The organism is Pseudolabrys taiwanensis (assembly GCF_003367395.1).
GTDB lineage: Bacteria > Pseudomonadota > Alphaproteobacteria > Rhizobiales > Xanthobacteraceae > Pseudolabrys > Pseudolabrys taiwanensis.
Window position 1 is genome coordinate 5,023,970 of record NZ_CP031417.1, and the last position, 18,477, is coordinate 5,042,446.

Sequence of the window (18,477 nt, forward strand, 5' to 3'; positions counted from 1 at the left end):
AGTTCCGTGCATGACCTTCTTACATTTTGGTTTGCCCGTTGCGGCTCATCATGGATTGCCGGGTCATAAGGCGTTCACGTCCGTCTTCGGCGGCCTATGCCCGGCAATGACCGAGACTAGAATCCCTTGAACACTTCCGTCACGTGCTCGACTTCCGGCGGCGTGGCGAAATACGGACCGACCAGTTTGCGCCATTCCTGGAAGTCGTCGGAACCCCGGAAGTCGACCGTGTGATTCTCCAGCGTCGCCCACTGCACGAAGAGACGATAGCGCTGCGGATTTTCGTGCGAGCGCTGCAGGGCCATGCCGGTGCAGCCTTTGGCGCGCTTGAACAAAGGCGCGGCCTTCTGCACGCCGCTTTCGAACTCGGCTTCCGTGCCGGGCTTCACATCGATCTGCGCAATTTCAAGGATCATGGACGGGACTTTCACGAGTGGAAATAAGCAACCGCGCCATTATGAGCCGCGCACGCGCGCATGGAAAGGTCGAAGTCAGAACGCGCGCAGCCGCCGCAATGCCCAATAGCAAGCCAGACCGGCGAGCAGCGCGATGGTGGCTGCCACCCAGGTGCCGGCGTCGGTGTTTTGGAACGGCAGGTCCTTGGTGTTCATGCCGAAGAAGCCGGTGACCAAAGTCGGCGGCAGGATGCACGCGGTGAGCACCGACAGCACGAACAGCCGCTGGTTGGTCACCGCCATCATCTTGGAGTCGAGCTCGTCGAGCAGCAGCCGCGCGCGCTCGTGCAGCGTGGTCATCTCGTGATCGATGGCTTCGAGCTTCTGGCCGAGGCGCCGGATGGCGCGGCCGACCTGCGCGTTGTCGGCGGCGACGCGCGCTTCCAGCCGCGCGAACATGCCGCGCAACTGCGCCAGTTGCCGGTGCACGCGCACCGCCTGCAAGCGCACGCGGCCGATGCCGGCGCGGTCGCCGATCGGCTCGTCGCGCATGAGATGATCTTCGGCATCGTCGAGCTCGTTGCCGAGCTTCTCGCCCATGCGGCCGACGGCATCGGCGAAATGGTCGACCACGGCGTCGAGCAGCGATAGCGCGGTGGGAAAGCGCTTGCCGGCGTCGACGGCGCGGCGGATGGCGTCGAGCGAATGCGCCGGCCGGTTGCGGGCGGTGAGCAGAACCTTGTCGGTCAGCACGAAGCGCAACCGGACGAGATCCTCGCCGGGCTCGGCGAACTCCTGGTGCAGATCGGGCAGCACGCCCATCACTTCCTGGCCGACGATGTCGAGCTGCAGATGCCGGTCCTGGCCGGTGAGCAGTTCGCGGGCGATGTCCGACACCGGCGCGCTCTGCGCGATCCAGGCGCGGCAGCGCGTATCGGCGAGCCCGAGATGCACCCAGGTCCAGCCGGGCCCTTGGTCGGTCAAGGCCTGGTCGACCTGCTCGTTGGCAATCGCCGCGGCCGTGCCGTCCGGACCGAAGCGATAGATCCAGACGATCCCGGTCGCCGGATGGGCATCGGCAAGGTCGGCGGTACGCATGCTTTCGTCCTCTTATTCGCTGCGCGGCAGTTTGACGCTGTGCCGCAGTGTTCTCCAGCCGATGACAGGACGATGACAACGGCGTGGACGACTGAGCCTGCCGGTATCCGGACGCGACGAAGGGGTGGTTATTTGTTGAAAGGTCCGTGCCGGCGAGAGGCGTGAGCACCTGCCGAGAACGTAGGGCTACCGGTTGCGGCACGTCATCATGGATGCCCGGGTCAAGCCCGGGCATGACGGAGAGTGTGGGGCGGCTGCCTTTCAACACGGTCATTGCCGGGCTTGACCCGGCAATCCATGATGCCGTCCCGCGATGGCAGCCTATTGGGTCTATTTGCTCACCAACAATCCGCGCAGCACGCTTTATGTGGGCGTGACGAACGATCTTGTTCGCCGCATCTACGAACATCGCGAAGGTCTGGTGAAAGGCTTCACGCAAAGTTACGGGCTCAAGATGCTCGTGCATTTCGAGCAATACGATGCGCCGTACGACGCCATTCAGCGCGAGAAGAACATCAAGCACTGGCCACGGCTGTGGAAGCTGCAATTGATCGAGGCGTCGAACCCACAGTGGCGTGATCTCTACAACGACATCACGCGCTGAGCTTCATCATGGATTGCCGGGGCATCAGGGCGTTCACGCCCGTCTTCGACGGGCTATGCCCGGCAATGACCGTAGGGAGGGGCGCCCCACATTCTCCGTCATGCCCGGGCTTGACCCGGGCATCCATGACGAGCTGCCGCAAGTGAGAGCCGCCGGTGTTTGTCCGGCTGTGCCTTACTCCGCCGCCTGTTGATCGTCGAGGTCGATGAAGCCGCCGGACTGGTGACGCCACAACGCCGCATAATGGCCGTTGGCGCGCAGCAGTTCCTCGTGCGTGCCCTGTTCGACGATGCGGCCGTGATCGAGGATCACCAAGCGGTCCATCTGCGCGATGGTCGACAGCCGGTGCGCGATGGCGATCACCGTCTTGCCGGCCATCAAGGTGCCAAGGCTCGATTGGATCGCCGCTTCGACCTCGCTGTCGAGCGCGGAGGTCGCTTCGTCGAGCACCAGGAGCGGCGCGTCCTTCAGGATCACGCGCGCGATGGCGACGCGCTGACGCTGGCCGCCCGAAAGCTTGACGCCGCGTTCGCCGACATGGGCGTCGTAGCCCTTGCGGCCGATCTGATCCTCGAGATCGAGAATGAAATCGTGCGCGTGCGCGAGCTCCGCGGCACGGACGATCTCGGCCTCGGTCGCTTCCGGCTTGCCGTAGCGGATGTTGGCGCGGATCGAGCGATGCAGGAGCGACGTGTCCTGCGTCACCACCGAGATCTGCGCGCGCAGGCTCTCCTGCGTCACCTTGGCGATGTCCTGGCCGTCGATCAGGATGCGGCCGCCCTCGACCTCGAAGAACCGCAGCAGCAGGTTGACCAAGGTCGACTTGCCGGCGCCGGAGCGGCCGACGAGGCCGATCTTCTCCCCCGGCTTGACGGTGAGGTTGAAGTTCTCGATCAGCCCGCTCTCGCGGCCATAGCCGAACGAGACGTCGTCGAAGCGGACTTCGCCCTGCGAGACCGCGAGCGCCGGTGCTTCCGGCGCGTCGACCAACGTGTGCGGGCGGGCGATGGTCATCATGCCTTCCTGCACCACGCCGATGTTCTCGAAGATCGAGGTGATCTGCCACGCGACCCAGCCGGACGCCGCGACGATCTGCGTCGTCATCGGCAGCGCCATGGCGACCGTGCCGACGCTCACCTGGCCGTGCCGCCACAACACGATGGCGAAGGCGCCGGTCGCGGTGATCAGAGCTGCGTTGAGCAGGATCAGCGTCAGCGCGAACAAGGTGTTCAGGCGCAGCGACTCGTGGAAGCGGCCGGTGTGCTGGTCGATCGCCTCGCGCACATAGGCGTCCTCGTCCTTGGCGCGCGCGAACAGCTTCACCGTGACGATGTTGGTGTAGGTGTCGACGATGCGGCCGGTCAGCATCGAGCGCGTTTCCGACATCACCTTCGACTTGTCGCGCATGCGCGGCACGAAGATGCGCAGCATCACGATGTAGGCCGCGAACCAGACGAGGATCGGCAGCGCCAGCCACGGATCGGCGGAGGCGAGCAGGACCAGCGAGCTCGCGCCGTAGACGATGATGAACCAGACGGCCGTGAGCAGCGCGACCAGGCTTTCGCGGATCGCCGGGCCGGTCTGCATCACGCGCGTCGCGATGCGGCCGGCGAAGTCGTTCTGGAAGAAGGCCCAGGACTGGCGCACGACGTGCCAGTGGTTCTGCCAGCGGATGCGGTTCGACACGTTCGCCGCGATCGCCTGGTTCATCAGCAGTTGCTGCGTCATGTAGGCGGCCGGACGCGCGACCAGGAGCACCGCGGCCATGGCGGCGAGCATCGGCCAGGCGACGGTGAAAAGCTCTTCCGGCTTGGTGTTGGTGACCAGCGTCACCACCCGGCCGATGAAGACCGGCACGGTGACGTCGAGCACCGCCACCACGAAGCCGGCGGCGAACAAGCCGATGAACAGGCCTTTGGCCTGGCGGGCGAAGTGCCAATAGAACGCGACGAGGCCGGGCGGCGGCTCGGTGGCGCCGGTCGTGGCGGTGGGCTTCAGCGTGCGTTCAAACAGGCGAAACATGACACGTAATCTGGCATTTCCAACGCGAGCGCGCGCGGCGCCTCGGGGGCGTCGCGCGCGGCCGCTCATTCAGGGGTCGATTCCCTCAAGAAATAGACCCCTATCGTGTCGACAGCATGGCGCTTGGCAGCAAAACTGTCTCTGCCTTTGTCCCGTCACCTTGAGGTGGCCGCGCATGTCTATGCGCGGCCCTCGAAAGGCGACGGCCCCGGACTCCTCGGCCGTTCATCCTTCGAGGCTCGCTTCGCCCGCACCTCAGGATGACGGGACAAGGAATGCGTCAGGCTCCTCACGCCACCGCGTATTTGCCGCGGCCGAAGTAGCGGTCTTTCTGGTCGTCGGTGGCGGTGTCGCGCGCGGACGTGATGGTGGCGACCTTGGCGAGCGCGCGCTTGACGCCGTCGCGGGCTTCCAGCTTCTCGACCCAGGCCTTCACATGCGGGCGCTTGGCGGCGTCCAGGCCGAGGAAGGCCGCGTTGCGCAGCCACGGGAACGCGGCCATGTCGGCGATGGTGTATTCGTCGCCGGCGATGAAGGGACGGCCGGTGAGGCGCTGCTCGTAGACGTCGAAGATCTTGTTGACCATGGTGCGGTAGCGGCTGGCGCCGTATTCCTGGCCGGGGCCGGCGAATTTCGAGAAGTGCACGAGCTGGCCGCACATCGGCCCGAGATTGGCCATCTGCACCATCAGCCACTGCGTCATGTCGAAATAGGCGGTCTTATCCTTGGGCACGAACTTGCCGGTCTTGTCGGCGAGGTAGAGCAGGATCGCGCCGGATTCGATCACGGTGTAGGGCTTGCCGCCCGGGCCTTCGGAATCGACGATCGCCGGGACTTTCTGCAACGGATTGATCTTGGTGAATTCCGGGGTGAACTGCTCGTTCGCCCACACGTCCACGGTCTTCAAGTTGTACGGCAGTTCGCACTCCTCGAGCATGATAAATATCTTCTGCACGTTCGGGCTGGTCAGCGCATAAAAGTCGATCATGGGATTTTCTCATTCGGAAAAGGCCGCGGGAGCGCGGGCCGGTCTGTATAGACGAAGATGGGTAAGGTTGTCTCACGCGCCGCTATTGCTGTTGCTGTTGTTGCGCCTCGGCGGCTTTGCGTAAGCAGGCGGGGCAGAGGCAGTCCTCGCCGCCGATCGCCGGCAGCGGCAGCTTGACGCTTTCGTCGTTGCACCAGCAGCCGCCGCCCAGACGGCATTCGAATGTCGCGCCGCAGCGCGCGCAGGCGAGTTGCCGGGGTGGAAGGCGTGACGCGTCGGTCATCGGCGGAAGGCTCCTGTTGTCACATTCCATTCTCGAATCGTGCCTATGGCAATGGCCATGCTGTCTCCTGCCACGATCGAACTTGTCGGCGCAGCCGGCGCCACGCTCACGACATTGTGTTGGTTGCCGCAGGCGGTAAAGGTGATCCGCGACAAGGATACGCGCGCGCTGTCGCTGCCGGCCAATCTCGCCTTCACGCTCGGCGTCGCGCTGTGGCTCGTCTACGGCATCGCGCTCAACAACTGGCCGCTGATCGGCTCGGAGAGCGTTACCTTGGCGCTGATGCTCACCATCGTGGCGACGAAGCTGCGGTACGGGTGAGGGGGGCTTGCGCCGATGTCGCCCGCATGCGCGGAGCGAAACGCGGGGCAGTCCGCAGATTTTGCGGCGTCATCGTCGGGTGGCGCTTTGCGCCGACCCGTTGATTCATCCGGGCTACTCACTCTTCACCGGCCCGCGCCACAAACTCCGTTCATTCCCGCGCAAGCGGGAATCCAGCGCTGGGTCCCCGCTTCCGCGGGGACGAGCGGGATGTGAGTCGATTCAGCTAAACTAAATACGCTACTGCCCGCCGCCGATGCCGACGAAGCCGCCGATCTTCCAGGCATTGCCTTCCTTCATGTAGCAGAGCTGGTCGTTGCCGATCGGGGCGATGCTGTCGGTCGAGACATAACCGATCTTGCCGTCCGGCGTGACGATGCGCAGGAAGGCGGTCGAGGCCGGCTTCTCCTCCGGCATCACGCGTACGAAGGCCTGCCCGAGCTTGCCGGTCACCGGCGCATCGGCCGCGGCCTTCGCATGCACCTCGATGTTGGGCGAGACCGGATAGCCCCATTCGGCGATGTCGGTCTGCGTCGCCTTGAGCAGCGCATCGAAGGCGACGCCGTCGAACTGCGGATCGGCCGGCGCGCAGACGACGCCCTTGCGCGGACCCGTCGGTCCGGCGGTCGGATCGTCGGCATAGCTCGCCAGCATGTCCCATCCCGCGCTGTCTTTGTTCGAAAGACCGAGCGCGGCGGCCAGATTGTCGATGCCGGACTTCTTGCTGTCGGCGCGGTCGCCGCTTTCGCCTTCCCAGAAGAAGCCCTTCGCCACCACCAGCGGCGCCAGCGCGGCGCGATCCTTTTTCTGCGCGGCGTCGGCGAGCTGCTTGCGCAAGGCGTCGAACGCCGGATCCTTCATCTCGGCCGGCGGCGTGAACGCCACTGCCTTGTAGGGCTTGGCCGGCGCGATTTGCGGCGCCTGCTGCTGCGGCGGCTGCGCTTGTTGTTGCGGCGCCTGGCCACGCGGCGCGGGCTGCGCCAAGGCGCCACTGGCACCGATCAACAGCAGGACGGCGGCCAAGCCCGCCGGGCGTGAAATGTGCATCGCGTCGCTCCCTCTTCCAAGCGGACGGGGCTTTGCGCAGGGCCCGATGCCGCGCCGCCATCATACCGCGCCGGCGGGCGGGGTGGCGGCCGTATCACACAATTTTGCAGGCCGCCGTTGCCCGGCGCGTCGCGGCTGCGCGCAAAAAACGAGCGGTCCCGTGCGGATCGCCGGCGGGACCGCCAAGAAGGGGCTACGCGGAACTGTTGAACGCAGTACCCGTTCTTGTTACCGCGCCGGTTTGACAGGCCGGTGACGGGATTCGCGCTGTGGACAGGCTTCGATACGAAGAATTTATGCGGTCTCCGCGCGGCCGTTCTCCGTCGACAGGCGTTACGTCGCGTGCATACCATTCGACCGCCGCCGCCGATCGGCGCGTTGCCGGCCCGGAGACCGCATGCCCGATCTCATGACCGCGCTTGCGGTGCTGATCTTCCTGGCGACCTATACGGTCGTCGCGCTCGGCAAGATCCCGCTCTATCGCATCGACCGCGCCGGTGCCGCGCTGCTCGGCGGCAGCCTGATGGTGGCCGTCGGCGTGTTGTCGCTGGACGATGCCTACCGCGCCATCGACCTCAACACGATCACGTTGCTGCTTGGCATGATGATCGTCGTCGCCAATCTGCGCGTGTCTGGCTTCTTCCGGCTGGTCAATGGCTGGATCGTCACCCATGTCCGCCATCCGCTCGGTCTCTTGACGGCGGTGGTGCTGGCATCCGGCCTGTTGTCGGCGTTCCTGGTGAACGACACAATCTGCCTCGTGCTGACGCCGCTGGTGCTCGACGTCGTCGCCCGGCTCAAGCGCAATCCGCTGCCTTATCTGCTGGCGATCGCCATGTCGTCCAACATCGGCAGCGTCGCGACCATCACCGGCAATCCGCAGAACATCATCATCGGCAGTCTGTCGGGCATCCCCTACAGCACCTTCACCGCCACGCTGGCGCTGGTTGCCGCTTTCGGCCTCGTCGTCACCTGGCTCCTGATCGCCGCCGTCTATCGCCGCGAATTCTTCAACGGCGCGTCGCTGCCGCAGGAGACGGTGGAGGCGCAGGTGCATAAGCCGCTCATGATCAAATGCGTGCTGGTCGTCGCGGTCATGATCGCGCTGTTCTTCCTCGGCCAGCCGGTCGCCAAGGTTGCGATCGTCGGCGGCGCCTTCCTCCTGCTGACGCGCCGCGTCAGTCCGCACAAGATCTATCAGGAGATCGACTGGCCGCTGCTCGTGATGTTCGTCGGGCTGTTCGTGGTCGTCGCCGGCCTCGAGAAGACGGCGATCGCGCCGAACCTGCCGGCCTTGCTCGGCAGTCTGCATCTCGACAACGTCGTGTGGCTCGGCACCGCGACGGCGGTGCTCTCCAACATCGTCAGCAACGTACCGGCGGTCCTGGTGCTCAAGCCCTTCATCGTCGAATTGCAGGATCCGCAGCGCGCCTGGCTGATCGTCGCGATGACCTCGACGCTCGCCGGCAACTTCACTTTGGTCGGTTCGGTCGCCAACCTCATCGTCGCGCAGCGGGCCAAGGCGCGCGGCGTCGAGCTCGACTTCTGGTCCTACTTCGTGATCGGCGCGCCGCTGACGATCATCACCATCGCCGCCGGTCTGTTCTGGCTGATGTGAGCCCGCCCACATGAACAGCTCGCTCGCCGCCCTCAGCGCCGTCAACTTCTTCGTGGCGGATGTTGCCGATGGCTGGGGGCCGTTCCTCGGCGTCTATCTGCAGCAGCAGCGTTGGACGCCGGGCCAGATCGGGCTGGCGATGACCATTGGCGGCTTCGCCGGCATGCTGGCGACGGCGCCGCTCGGCGCGCTGGTCGATCATATTCGCGCCAAGCGCCTGCTGGTGGTCGTCGGCGCGTTGGCGATTGTGTTCGCGTCGTTCGCGGTGTTCACCACGACGGGCTTCGTCGCGGTCACGTCGACGCAGATCGTCACCGGGATCGCGGCGGCGGCGATCGGGCCGGCGCTCTCGGCGATCACGCTCGGTCTTGTCGGCCAGGCGGGCTTCGCCCGCCAGAATGGCCGCAATCAGGCGTACAATCACGCCGGCAACGTGGTGTCCGCTGCTCTGGCCGGCGCTTTCGGTTATTGGCTCGGTTTCGGCGCCGTGTTCGCGGTGATGGCTGCGATGGCCGTGACGTCGGTGATCGCGCTCGCCTGGATCGACCCGCGCCACATCGACTACCGCGCCGCGCGCGGGCTGGCGCAGGAGACGGAAAGCGCCGCCTCGGCGTGGTCGGTGCTCGTCACCTGCAAGCCGCTGCTCGTGCTCGCCGCGACGCTGCTGCTGTTTCATCTCGGCAACGCGGCGATGCTGCCCTTGCTCGGCCAGTCGCTGGTGGCGCAGGGCGCGGGCGACGGCAGCGCCTTCACCGGGGCCACCATCGTGATCGCGCAATTGACGATGGTGCCGATGGCCTTGCTCGCGGCGCGGCTCGCCGACACGCGCGGCTACTGGCTGGTGTTCTGGCTCGCGCTGCTCGCTTTGCCTATTCGCGGCTTGATCGCGGCTTACGCCACGGGCCCGTCCGGGCTCGTGCCGGTGCAGATCCTGGACGGCGTCGGTGCCGGCCTGCTGAGCGTCGCGGTGCCGGGGCTGGTCGCGCGCATTCTCGAAGGGACCGGCCATATCAATGCCGGGCTCGGCGCGGTGATGACCATGCAGGGTATCGGCGCCAGCCTGAGCACAGCGGTGGCCGGCTCCGTGGCGGACGCTTTCGGCTATTCGACCGCCTTCCTTGCCTTGGGCGCGATCGCTTTGCTGGCGCTCGCGCTGTGGATGGCGACGCGCCGGATCACCGTCGCGGCCGACCGCATACGCCCGAGTTGAAGCGGATCAGCGCTGCGCCGGCACCATGCGCAAGATGCGGCCGGCGCTGTTGTCGGTGAGCAAGTAGAGCGCGCCGTCCGGCCCCTGGCGCACGTCGCGGATGCGCTCGGCGAGATCCTGCAACATGCGCTCTTCCTTCGCCGGCTTGCCGTCCTTCATCGCGAGCCGCGACACCAGTGCGAATTTCAGCGCGCCGTTGAACAGGCTGCCCTTCCACGCCGGAAACAGATCGCCGGTGTAGAAGGCCATGCCCGACGGCGCGATCGACGGCGTCCAATGCCAGATCGGATCGGTGACACCGTCCATGTGCGCCTTGCCGGTGCCGACCGGCGTGCCGTCGTAGTTGCGGCCGAAGCTGACCTGCGGCCAGCCGTAATTGGCGCCTTTGACCATGATGTTGATCTCGTCGCCGCCCATCGGCCCGTGTTCCTGCTCCCACACTTGGCCGTTGGCGGGATTGAAGGCGAGGCCTTGCGCGTTGCGCAGGCCATAGGCCCAGATCTCCGGCAGCGCGTTCGGCTTGCCAACGAAGGGATTGTCGGCGGGCGCTTTGCCGTCCGGTGTGATGCGCACGATCTTGCCGATGTGATTGTCGAGCGTCTGCGCGTCTTCCTTAGGCGCGAAGTGGTCGCCCAAAGTGACGAACAGATTGCCGTCGGGTGCCTGCGCCATGCGGCAGCCGATATTGAGGCCGGTCGACGGTGGCCCTTTCTGATGGAAGATCGGTGTGACGTCGGCGAGACGGGGCGTCGCGCTCTGCTCGAGCCGGGCCCGCGCGACGGCGATACGGCCGCCGCCCGATACGGCTTCGGCGTAGCAGAAGAAGATCGTGCCAGATTGCGCGAAATCGCGCGCCAGGATCACGTCCATCAGCCCCGCCTGCGAACGGGCGAACACTTTCGGCACGCCTTCCAGCGCCGGCGACAAAGCGCCGTCGCGCGCGACGATACGCAGGCGGCCGGGCCGCTCGGTCACCAGCATGCGGCCATCGGGCAGGAAGGCGAGGGACCAGGGATGGTCGAGGCCGCGCGCCACGGTCTCGACGCGCACCTGGCCGGCGGACGTGTCGAACGTCGGATCGGCCGCCTGCGCGGCGGTCGACAGCAGGGCGAGTATCAAAGCCGCGGCAAGTCGCATGGATGGGCTCCCCAGCGTCAACGATAGCACGCCGGGAGCGTTCCTTTGACGGCGGCTCAGGGCTTGCGGGAGCGGTGACCCGGCAGCGTGAGCGCGCTCAGGCCGCCCATCAGCACGAAAGCCAATCCGAGCACCAGGGCGATGGCGAACAGGCTGCCTTCGTTATCGATGATGGTGCCGGCGTCGGCGCGGGCGATGCCGACCGATACCACGGTGACGGCGATCACCGTGCAGATGGTCAGCACGATGGTGGTGACGAGTGCGGCGAGCGTGGCCGTGTAACGCTCGCGGCCGAGAACACGGTCGGTGGGAGGTGAGAAGCCGGGCTTTTCAATGTGCTTTGACATGGTGGAGCCGGAAAAGTGCGCTTGCTTACAAGAACGCAAAAATCCGGGCATGGTTTCGTCGCGATTAAGGCGGCCAAAAAGATTAACGGCGGCGTTTTCGTGACTTTGGTTAACGAGAGGTAAAAGGCGGGGGCGCCGCCCTCTCTCTACGCTACTGCGCGGCCACGATCAGCGGCTCCTGCTGCTCGTCCATCGGTATGTAACCGGGCTCGGCCTCGACTCGCGCCAGCCAGTCGCGGATGGCGGGAAAGCGCGAAAGGTCGAAGTCGCAGGACTCGGCGACGTGCGTGTAAGCGTAGAGCGCGATGTCGGCGATGGTGAAATGGCCGGCGACGAAATAGCGATTCGTCGTGAGATGATTTTCCATCACGCCGAGCGCGCGATGGCCGTTCTCCATCCAATCCTCCAACGCGTGTTGCTGCAACTCGCGCCCGCCCTTGATCAGGCACAGCCAGAAATAGGCGGCGCCGATATTGGGCTCGAGGCTGTGCTGTTCGAAGAACATCCACTGCAACGCCTGCGCGCGCTCGATGCGGTCCTCCGGCGCGAGCCGCGTGCCGCCGGCGACGTACCAGAGAATCGCATTTGATTCGGCGAGATGGCGGCCGGGCGCGACCTCGAGGAGCGGCACCTGTCCGCTCGGATTCATCGTCAGGAATTCCGGCGTGCGGCTTTCGCCCTGCAGGATGTCGACCTCGACTTGCTTATACGGAATGCCGAGTCGGGCCAGCGCAAGGCGGACCTTGTAACTGTTGCCGGAGCGCTGCATCGAGTAGAGCGTGTACATGCCATTCTTCCGTCGCGCATGATCTCATGCTGAGGTCATATGATCCTAGCCGATATCGTGTGGTCTCGCCCCCGAAGCAAGTGCGCGGATAGGGCCCGTAAAGTCCGGCAATAGCAAGGCCACGGAACGCATCCGCATAAGCAGAGCATAAAAACGTCTTCACACATGCGTGTGTGTAACGCGTAGCCTTTCGCAATGCCGCTATGATCGAAATTATTCCAAGTCTATTCCGCGGCGACACGGTGCGCGCGCGCGTATTCGCGCAACGCGTCGTCTTCCGCGGGTACGATCGGTGTGAAGTCGCGATGGGCGATGAACGCCGGACGGGTGAACTTCGTGATGTGGTTGGAGACCGCGCAGAGCGTGAGATAGACGATCTTGCGCGGGTAGGGGGTAATATTGGGCGGCGACGCGTGCACGAGATTGCCGTGGAACATGAGCACCGAGCCCGGCTTGCCCGTCGGCGCGACGATGCCGACGCCGCTGCCATCGGCGGCGGCGGATGCGAGTTTCGTCACGGTGTCCTTGTCGAGCGTCCATAGCGGATAGGATGTCGTCGATTTGTCATGACCGGCATCGAAGACGCCTTGCTTATGGCTCTTCGGAATGAGCAGCAGCGGTCCGTTGATCGGCATGACTTCGTCGAGGAACACGGCGATGTTCATCGCGCGCGGCGCGGGCATGCCGTCGTCGCGCTGCCACGTGCCGTAGTCCTGATGCCACTGCCACACGTCGCCTTCGAACGCGGCCTTGGCGTTCAGCTTGAACTGATGGACATACACGTCCTCGCCGAACAATTGCCGCAGCGGTTCGATCAGACGCGGATGGCGGGCGAGCAGTTCGAACACCGGACTGAACGTATGCGCGGCGAAGGCCGTGCGCGGCGCGCCGGTTTTCTCGCGCCAGACTTCGGGGCGATCGAGCTTGAGGATGTTGTCGGCTTCAGCGCGCAGAAGCGCGATCTCGTCTTCGCTGAAGCAGTTCGGAAAGAAGATGTAGCCTTGCTCGTCGAATGTGGCGAGTTGTTCGGCGGAAAGCTTCATAGCGCGCACCTCCCTGCTGAAGTGGCGGCCGGTGGTCCGGCTCTTTGACTCCTTATTCTAAGGCTCGACGCGCAAAACGCCACTGGCTCGCGCGACGGATGTCTCGTTCATGGCGCGGCGCAGCAAAAGCAGGAAGCAGAGCAGCATCAAAGGAACAGCGAGCGGGATCAGCGTCGCCTGCGCCAGCGGGCGCGCGATGATCGGCGCGAGCCACAGCGCGGCGAGCACGGTTTTCTCATAGGGTGCGAAGCCGCGCGTCAGACCGTCGCCCGCGAGATAGGCGATGGCCGGCGCGAGCACCATCAAGTCGTAGTCGAGCGAGTAGGGCGTCGCGAGGATCGTGGCGATGGCGAGCGCGGCGGCTTTCAACGCGAAGCTGGCGCGGCTGCGCCACAGCCAGACGATCGCGACGGCGGCCGCCAGCGTGACGAGCCCCTGCGCGGCGTAGGCGAGATCGATACCGCCGCCCCACATGCGCGCCCAGGAGAACACACTCTGGATCTTCTGCCAGCCGGTATCGCCCTGTTCCAACACCACGGTGCGGGTGAAGTGCATGGAGGCCAAGAAGGCGGTCCAGACCTCGGTGCCGAAGGCGAGCGTGACGGCGAGCGCCAGCGCGATCACGGTGGCCGCCGCGGCGAACACGGTGCGCCAATAGCCGCCGGCGATCAGCGCCAGCGGGATCAGCACGCCGAACTGCGGCTTGTAGGCGATGAGGCCGAACAGGATGCCGGCGAGGAGCGGCCGCGTGTTCAGCGTCACGAGCGCGCCGCCCATCAGCGCGGCGGTGAGAAAGCCGTTGTGGCCGTGGCCGAGGTTCACGAACACGGCCGGGTAGGCGAGCGCGAGAAGCAGCCAAAGGCTTTTTATCCCTCCCCTGAAAGGGGAGCGTGGCGCGCGCACCGCGCCGGGTGGGGTGGCTTCGGCGGGCCCTGAATCGCCCCCACCCGGCCAGCTTCGCTGGCCACCCTCCCCCGCAAGCGGGGGAGGGATAAGAGCACCCAGGATTGCCCGTATCGCCAGCACATACAGCACCAGCGTCACGCCCTGCCATATCAGCAACGCCAGGCCGTAGGGCATCAGCGCCAGCAGCGCCGCGAGGCCGAGGAAGAAGGGCGGGTAGTGCCAGCCATAAAACGGCGTGTTTTGGCCGAAGATCGCCTGTTCGCGGGCGTATTGCCGCTGCGGGTCGAACGGCACGGCAGGCTGGCCTTCCAGCACATAGGTGCCGGCGGCATAGACGTTGGAGAAATCGGTGCCGAGAGGCCGGCCGAAGCGGTCGTTCGGGCCGTTGCCGGTGGTGACGAGAAAGACGGCGGCGATCAAACAGAAGGCGAGCAGCATCCCCGCCACCAGCCGCATGCGTTCGGTGGTGACCCAGGCGCCCGAGCGCAGACCTGCGAGAAAAGCGCCTTTTTGCATGCCCGGATCTCTACGCGCCGACGCTTAAGAGAGCGTTTGCGGTTGGCAAACTTTGCCAAAATCCCTACATTGTGGTGCAGGAGTCCGACCATGGCGACAATGAACGTCTCGCTGCCTGAACCGATGAAGGACTGGGTCGAAGACCGCGTCAAAAGCGGCCGCTACGCCAACGCCAGCGATTACGTCCGCGATCTGATCCGGCGCGACCAGGAACGGCGCGAGGCGCTCGTCGAGGCGTTGATCGAGGGCGAAAAGAGCGGCACCAGCCGCCGCAGTGTCCGCGAGATCGCCGCGGATACACGCGCAAAGCTCAGCCGTGGCGAGATTTGAGCTATCCGAGGCCGCGGATCGGGACCTGACCGACATCTATCGCTATTCGTACCGTCAATTCGGCGCAGATCGGGCCGACACTTATCTGTTCGGGCTGGAAGAATGCTTCTCCCGATTGGCCCAATTCCCCGAACTGGGCCGTCCGATCGAGCATCTGCGACCCGGCTATTTCCGTTTCGAGCACGCGCGCCACACCGTTTTCTACGTGAGGTCCGGAGCGGGTATTCGCGTCGTCCGGGTGTTGCACGAGCGGATGGACCCGGAGCGCCACCTGTAGCCGGCGGCTTCCCTCAACCGGATTGATGAATCGATCAAGGATTGCGGCTTGCCCCCGTCCCGGCGGGCCTTTAGATCACTGCCGCGACACAAACGGAGATCTCGCCAATGGCCTTCCTTGCCGACCACCTCAAGCGCATCAAGCCGTCGCCGACCATCGCGGTGACGGATAAAGCGCGCGTGCTGAAGGCGGCGGGCCGCAACATCATCGGCCTCGGCGCGGGCGAGCCGGACTTCGACACCCCGGAAAACATCAAGGAAGCCGCGATCAAGGCGATCCGCGAGGGCCGCGCCTCCAAGTACACGCAGGTCGACGGCATTCCCGAGCTCAAGAACGCCGTGGTGCAGAAGTTCAAGCGCGAGAACGGCCTCGAGTACAAGCCGTCGCAGATCACCGTTTCGGCCGGCGGCAAGCAGGTGCTCTACAACGCCTTCATGGCGACGCTGAATCCGGGTGACGAGGTGATCATCCCGGCGCCTTATTGGGTCAGCTACCCCGACATGGTGCTGCTCGCCGGCGGTAAGCCGGTCGAGGTGGTCTGCGGCATGGATTCCGGCTTCAAGATCACCGCGGCGCAGCTCGAGCGCGCGATCACCGCGAAGACCAAGTGGTTCCTGCTCAACTCGCCGTCGAACCCGACCGGCGCGGCCTACACGCAGGCGGAGCTGAAGGCGCTCACCGACGTGCTGGTGAAGCACCCGCATGTGCATGTCATGACCGACGACATGTACGAGCACCTCGTCTATGACGACTTCAAATTCTTCACGCCGGCGCAGGTCGAGCCCTCGCTCTACGACCGCACGCTGACCATCAACGGCACGTCCAAGGCCTACTGCATGACCGGCTGGCGCATCGGTTACGCCGGCGGGCCGGAGCCGCTGATCAAGGCGATGGCGATGATCCAGTCGCAGTCGACCACCAACCCGGCGGCGGCGTCGCAGTGGGCGGCGGTCGAGGCGCTCACCGGCCCGCAGGACTTCATCGCCAAGCACAACGTCGTCTTCAAGGAGCGGCGCGACCTCGTCGTGTCGATGCTCAACCAGGCGAACGGCATCAAGTGCCCGATGCCGGAAGGCGCCTTCTACGTCTATCCGTCCTGCGCCGGGACGATGGGCAAGACCACGCCGACCGGCAAGACGCTGGCGACCGACGAGGACTTTGTGTCCGAGCTCTTGGAAGCCGAAGGCGTCGCGGTGGTGCACGGCTCGGCCTTCGGTCTCGGCCCGGCCTTCCGCATCTCCTACGCCACCAAGACCGAAGACCTGGAAGACGCCTGCCGTCGCATCCAGCGCTTCTGCGGCAACCTGAAATAACACCGACGCCGTTCCGGTTCGACAGGCCGCGACCTTCCGAGGTCGCGGCCTTTTTCGTGCCGTGCTGGCGGGCGCGTATATTTGCCGCGCGCCGGAACTTTGCCTTGAGACTTCCGTTGCCGAGCATGGAAGCCATGCGAGGGAAAAGTTCATGAGCAGCACGACGGAACAGGCCAGCCGCGGTGACGCCTGGAGCGCAGCGCAAACGGGTGGCGCGCGGGTCGCGGAAAACGCGGCGAATTTCAGCGACGATCTGGCGGGTGACGTGCGCAAGCTGCGCGACGACATCGGCGCGATCCAGAAGACGTTGGCGCAATTCATCTCGACGACGGCCGGCGAGGCGGCGCGCACGGCGCAGAACGTCGGCGCCTCCGTGACGTCGCAGGTCAGCGATATCGCGAGCGAGGCGGCCTCGGTCGCGACCCAGCAGGCCAAGACCTTCGCCTCGGAGCTCGAAGGCATGGCGCGGCGCAACCCGCTTGGCACCATCGGCGGCGCGGTGCTGGTCGGCGTGGTGATCGGTCTCCTGTCGCGAGGCCGCAGTTAATGCGGCCGGGGCTGGGGGGACTCGCAAGCGTCGGGCTCGGCAACCTGCTCGCCCAGTTGCGCACGCACGTCGACGATCTGAAGGAGCGCACGACCGCCGACGTCAAAGAGAAGGCGCTTGACCTCGCGCTGATTGCCGGCCTGGCGCTCGTGGCCGGCATTTTCGCCCTGCTGACGGTGCTGGCAGCGCTCGCCGCGCTCTATGTGTATTTACAGCCTCAGTATGGGAGTCTGAACGCGCTCGCCGCCGTCGGTGGCTGCACTTTCGTCCTGGCGGCGGTCTTTCTATTGGTCGCCGTGCAAAGAAGCCGGCGTGAGAAGCCGCGAAAGGCGCCGCCCGGTCCCGGTTTGGCGCAGAGCGCGGCGGACCTGAAATCGCGCACCGTGAATGCGACCTTGGAGTCCACCGTGAATACGATGCGTACCGGTTCGCGGGAGGCCGTGTTCGGCACCGTCGCGCTGGCGGTCGTCCTCGGCATCGTCATGGGCCGGCGCGGCTAGGCGCTTCCGATGCGCGCGAAACTTGCGTGAAGCTGACGCCGCTGCGCTAACCTTGCGCGCATGATTCGCCGCGCGCTCGCCCTTCTGGTCATCACCGCCAGCCTTGCCTTTTCCGCCCACGCGCAAGAGCGCGTGAGGGTCGGCGCCATGCGCCAGACCGCCAACGGCGCGCTGTTTCTCGCCGACGCCCAGGGCTACTTCAAGGAGGAGGGCCTGGAGGTCGACATGATCGCCTACGCCTCCGAGAGCGACGTCGCCGAAGCGGTTGCGGCCAATGGCGTCGATCTCGGCCTTGCCGCCTTTACGCCGGCGGCGTTCAATTTCGTCGGACGCGGCTACATGAAGGCCATCGCCGCGCAGGTGCGCGAGAAGCGCGACTACGAAGGCAATGTGCTGGTCGCCTCGACGGTCGCCTTCGCCAACGGGGTGCGTTCATTCGATGCGCTCGCCAACCGCACGGTGGCGATCGACAAGCTCGGCACGCTGTATCACTACCAGGTCGGGCAGATCACGCGGGTCAAGCACTTCGAGCCGAAGAGCATCACGCTCAAGACGCTGCAGAACTTCGACGCCATCGCGCGTGCGATCGGCACCCAGCAAGTCGACGCCGCGCTGCTGCCGCCGCAATATGCCCGCGAGCTGTTGACCGCCAGCCAGGCACGCTTCGTCGGCTGGTATTCCGAGATCGACGAACATCAGCTCGGTGCGGTGTTCGCCTCGGCCAAGGCAATCGAAGGCAAGCGCGCGGCGATCGAGAAGTTCGTGCGCGCCTACAAGCGCGGCATTACCGACTATGGCGTGCTGCTGAGGCTCGATCGCGGCAAGCGCGTGTCGACGGAGAAGTCGCGCAAGATCGCGACGCTCATCGCGCGTTACGTCTATCCGGGCAAGCCGCTCGGCACGTCCGCCGCCACGGTGGAGGCGAGCGCCTATTATATGGACCCGCAAGGCAAGCTCGATCCGGTCGAAGTGGCGCGCCAAGTCGAATGGTACAAGGCGCAAGGTCTGATCGATCAGAGCGTTGACATGCAAGGCGTGGTCGATTCCAGCTTCCTCAAGTGATTGGCAGTCGCAGCGCGCCGGTGCCGCAATGACGGCGATTGTGCGGCGCGATGCAAATATTCAGCCTCTTGCCAGCTTCGCTCTCTCCTGAGACGATGACGTGCAGGGCCGGGTTGTTGGTCCGAC

21 protein-coding genes are annotated in these 18,477 nt (G+C 65.4%); 10 read left to right on the forward strand and 11 right to left on the reverse strand.

Going from position 1 to position 18,477, the window contains the following annotated elements; all coding sequences use genetic code 11:
• Positions 1-116: 116 nt before the first annotated feature.
• Complete coding sequence (locus DW352_RS23880) at positions 117-416, reverse strand: antibiotic biosynthesis monooxygenase family protein (RefSeq protein WP_115693668.1); 300 nt, start codon at positions 414-416, stop codon at positions 117-119.
• 75 nt (positions 417-491) lie between these two features.
• Entirely contained in the window at positions 492-1,493 is a 1,002-nt protein-coding gene (locus DW352_RS23885) for a CorA family divalent cation transporter (protein ID WP_115693669.1), read from the reverse strand.
• A gap of 313 nt (positions 1,494-1,806) precedes the next feature.
• Here DW352_RS23885 and DW352_RS23890 point away from each other — a divergent pair, with 313 nt between their 5' ends.
• Positions 1,807-2,097 (forward strand): GIY-YIG nuclease family protein, encoded by a 291-nt coding sequence (locus DW352_RS23890; RefSeq protein WP_115693670.1) that lies wholly within the window; start codon positions 1,807-1,809, stop codon positions 2,095-2,097.
• 174 nt (positions 2,098-2,271) lie between these two features.
• Here the strand turns inward: DW352_RS23890 and DW352_RS23895 are convergent, their stop codons facing one another.
• The 3 genes from DW352_RS23895 to DW352_RS23905 all read right to left on the reverse strand — a co-directional run bounded on the left by DW352_RS23895 (position 2,272) and on the right by DW352_RS23905 (position 5,390).
• Positions 2,272-4,119, reverse strand: a complete 1,848-nt coding sequence (locus DW352_RS23895) for an ABC transporter ATP-binding protein (protein ID WP_115693671.1) — start codon at positions 4,117-4,119, stop codon at positions 2,272-2,274.
• A gap of 289 nt (positions 4,120-4,408) precedes the next feature.
• Positions 4,409-5,107: a glutathione S-transferase family protein gene (locus DW352_RS23900; protein WP_115693672.1), complete on the reverse strand. Its 699-nt coding sequence runs from the start codon at positions 5,105-5,107 to the stop codon at positions 4,409-4,411.
• 82 nt (positions 5,108-5,189) lie between these two features.
• Entirely contained in the window at positions 5,190-5,390 is a 201-nt protein-coding gene (locus DW352_RS23905) for a cysteine-rich CWC family protein (protein ID WP_115693673.1), read from the reverse strand.
• A gap of 57 nt (positions 5,391-5,447) precedes the next feature.
• Between DW352_RS23905 and DW352_RS23910 the strand changes: the two genes are divergently transcribed.
• A complete protein-coding gene (locus tag DW352_RS23910; protein ID WP_245434233.1) occupies positions 5,448-5,711 on the forward strand; it encodes a SemiSWEET family sugar transporter in 264 nt (87 codons plus the stop codon).
• 240 nt (positions 5,712-5,951) lie between these two features.
• Here DW352_RS23910 and DW352_RS23915 read toward each other — a convergent pair whose 3' ends face one another.
• Positions 5,952-6,758, reverse strand: a complete 807-nt coding sequence (locus tag DW352_RS23915) for a hypothetical protein (RefSeq protein WP_115693675.1) — start codon at positions 6,756-6,758, stop codon at positions 5,952-5,954.
• Between the two features lie 397 nt (positions 6,759-7,155).
• On the opposite strand from DW352_RS23915, the gene DW352_RS23920 reads away from it, so the two are divergent.
• Positions 7,156-8,376 (forward strand): ArsB/NhaD family transporter, encoded by a 1,221-nt coding sequence (locus DW352_RS23920; RefSeq protein WP_115693676.1) that lies wholly within the window; start codon positions 7,156-7,158, stop codon positions 8,374-8,376.
• Between the two features lie 10 nt (positions 8,377-8,386).
• On the forward strand, positions 8,387-9,586 hold the full coding sequence (locus DW352_RS23925) for an MFS transporter (protein WP_115693677.1): 1,200 nt from the start codon (positions 8,387-8,389) through the stop codon (positions 9,584-9,586).
• Positions 9,587-9,592: 6 nt separating this feature from the next.
• Here DW352_RS23925 and DW352_RS23930 read toward each other — a convergent pair whose 3' ends face one another.
• The 5 genes from DW352_RS23930 to DW352_RS23950 form a co-directional block, all read right to left on the reverse strand.
• Complete coding sequence (locus DW352_RS23930; protein ID WP_115693678.1) at positions 9,593-10,723, reverse strand: PQQ-dependent sugar dehydrogenase; 1,131 nt, start codon at positions 10,721-10,723, stop codon at positions 9,593-9,595.
• A 56-nt stretch (positions 10,724-10,779) separates the two neighbouring features.
• Positions 10,780-11,070: a hypothetical protein gene (locus DW352_RS23935; RefSeq protein ID WP_115693679.1), complete on the reverse strand. Its 291-nt coding sequence runs from the start codon at positions 11,068-11,070 to the stop codon at positions 10,780-10,782.
• Between the two features lie 151 nt (positions 11,071-11,221).
• On the reverse strand, positions 11,222-11,857 hold the full coding sequence (locus DW352_RS23940; protein ID WP_115693680.1) for a glutathione S-transferase family protein: 636 nt from the start codon (positions 11,855-11,857) through the stop codon (positions 11,222-11,224).
• A 224-nt stretch (positions 11,858-12,081) separates the two neighbouring features.
• A complete protein-coding gene (locus DW352_RS23945; protein WP_115693681.1) occupies positions 12,082-12,900 on the reverse strand; it encodes a phytanoyl-CoA dioxygenase family protein in 819 nt (272 codons plus the stop codon).
• Positions 12,901-12,957: 57 nt separating this feature from the next.
• Positions 12,958-14,322, reverse strand: a complete 1,365-nt coding sequence (locus DW352_RS23950; protein ID WP_115693682.1) for a glycosyltransferase family 87 protein — start codon at positions 14,320-14,322, stop codon at positions 12,958-12,960.
• 90 nt (positions 14,323-14,412) lie between these two features.
• On the opposite strand from DW352_RS23950, the gene DW352_RS23955 reads away from it, so the two are divergent.
• From DW352_RS23955 to DW352_RS23980, 6 genes are all read left to right on the forward strand, one after another.
• Entirely contained in the window at positions 14,413-14,652 is a 240-nt protein-coding gene (locus DW352_RS23955; RefSeq protein WP_115693683.1) for a type II toxin-antitoxin system ParD family antitoxin, read from the forward strand.
• Complete coding sequence (locus tag DW352_RS23960) at positions 14,639-14,929, forward strand: type II toxin-antitoxin system RelE/ParE family toxin (protein WP_162827171.1); 291 nt, start codon at positions 14,639-14,641, stop codon at positions 14,927-14,929. Before DW352_RS23955 ends, DW352_RS23960 begins: the two co-directional genes overlap by 14 nt.
• A gap of 107 nt (positions 14,930-15,036) precedes the next feature.
• Complete coding sequence (locus DW352_RS23965; protein ID WP_115693685.1) at positions 15,037-16,242, forward strand: pyridoxal phosphate-dependent aminotransferase; 1,206 nt, start codon at positions 15,037-15,039, stop codon at positions 16,240-16,242.
• A 151-nt stretch (positions 16,243-16,393) separates the two neighbouring features.
• Positions 16,394-16,789 carry a DUF883 family protein gene (locus DW352_RS23970; RefSeq protein ID WP_115693686.1) on the forward strand — a complete coding sequence of 132 codons (396 nt, stop codon included), beginning with the start codon at positions 16,394-16,396 and terminating at the stop codon, positions 16,787-16,789.
• Positions 16,789-17,289 carry a phage holin family protein gene (locus DW352_RS23975; RefSeq protein ID WP_115693687.1) on the forward strand — a complete coding sequence of 167 codons (501 nt, stop codon included), beginning with the start codon at positions 16,789-16,791 and terminating at the stop codon, positions 17,287-17,289. Before DW352_RS23970 ends, DW352_RS23975 begins: the two co-directional genes overlap by 1 nt.
• Before the next feature lie 60 nt (positions 17,290-17,349).
• Positions 17,350-18,351, forward strand: a complete 1,002-nt coding sequence (locus DW352_RS23980; protein ID WP_115693688.1) for an ABC transporter substrate-binding protein — start codon at positions 17,350-17,352, stop codon at positions 18,349-18,351.
• Positions 18,352-18,477 lie beyond the last annotated feature (126 nt).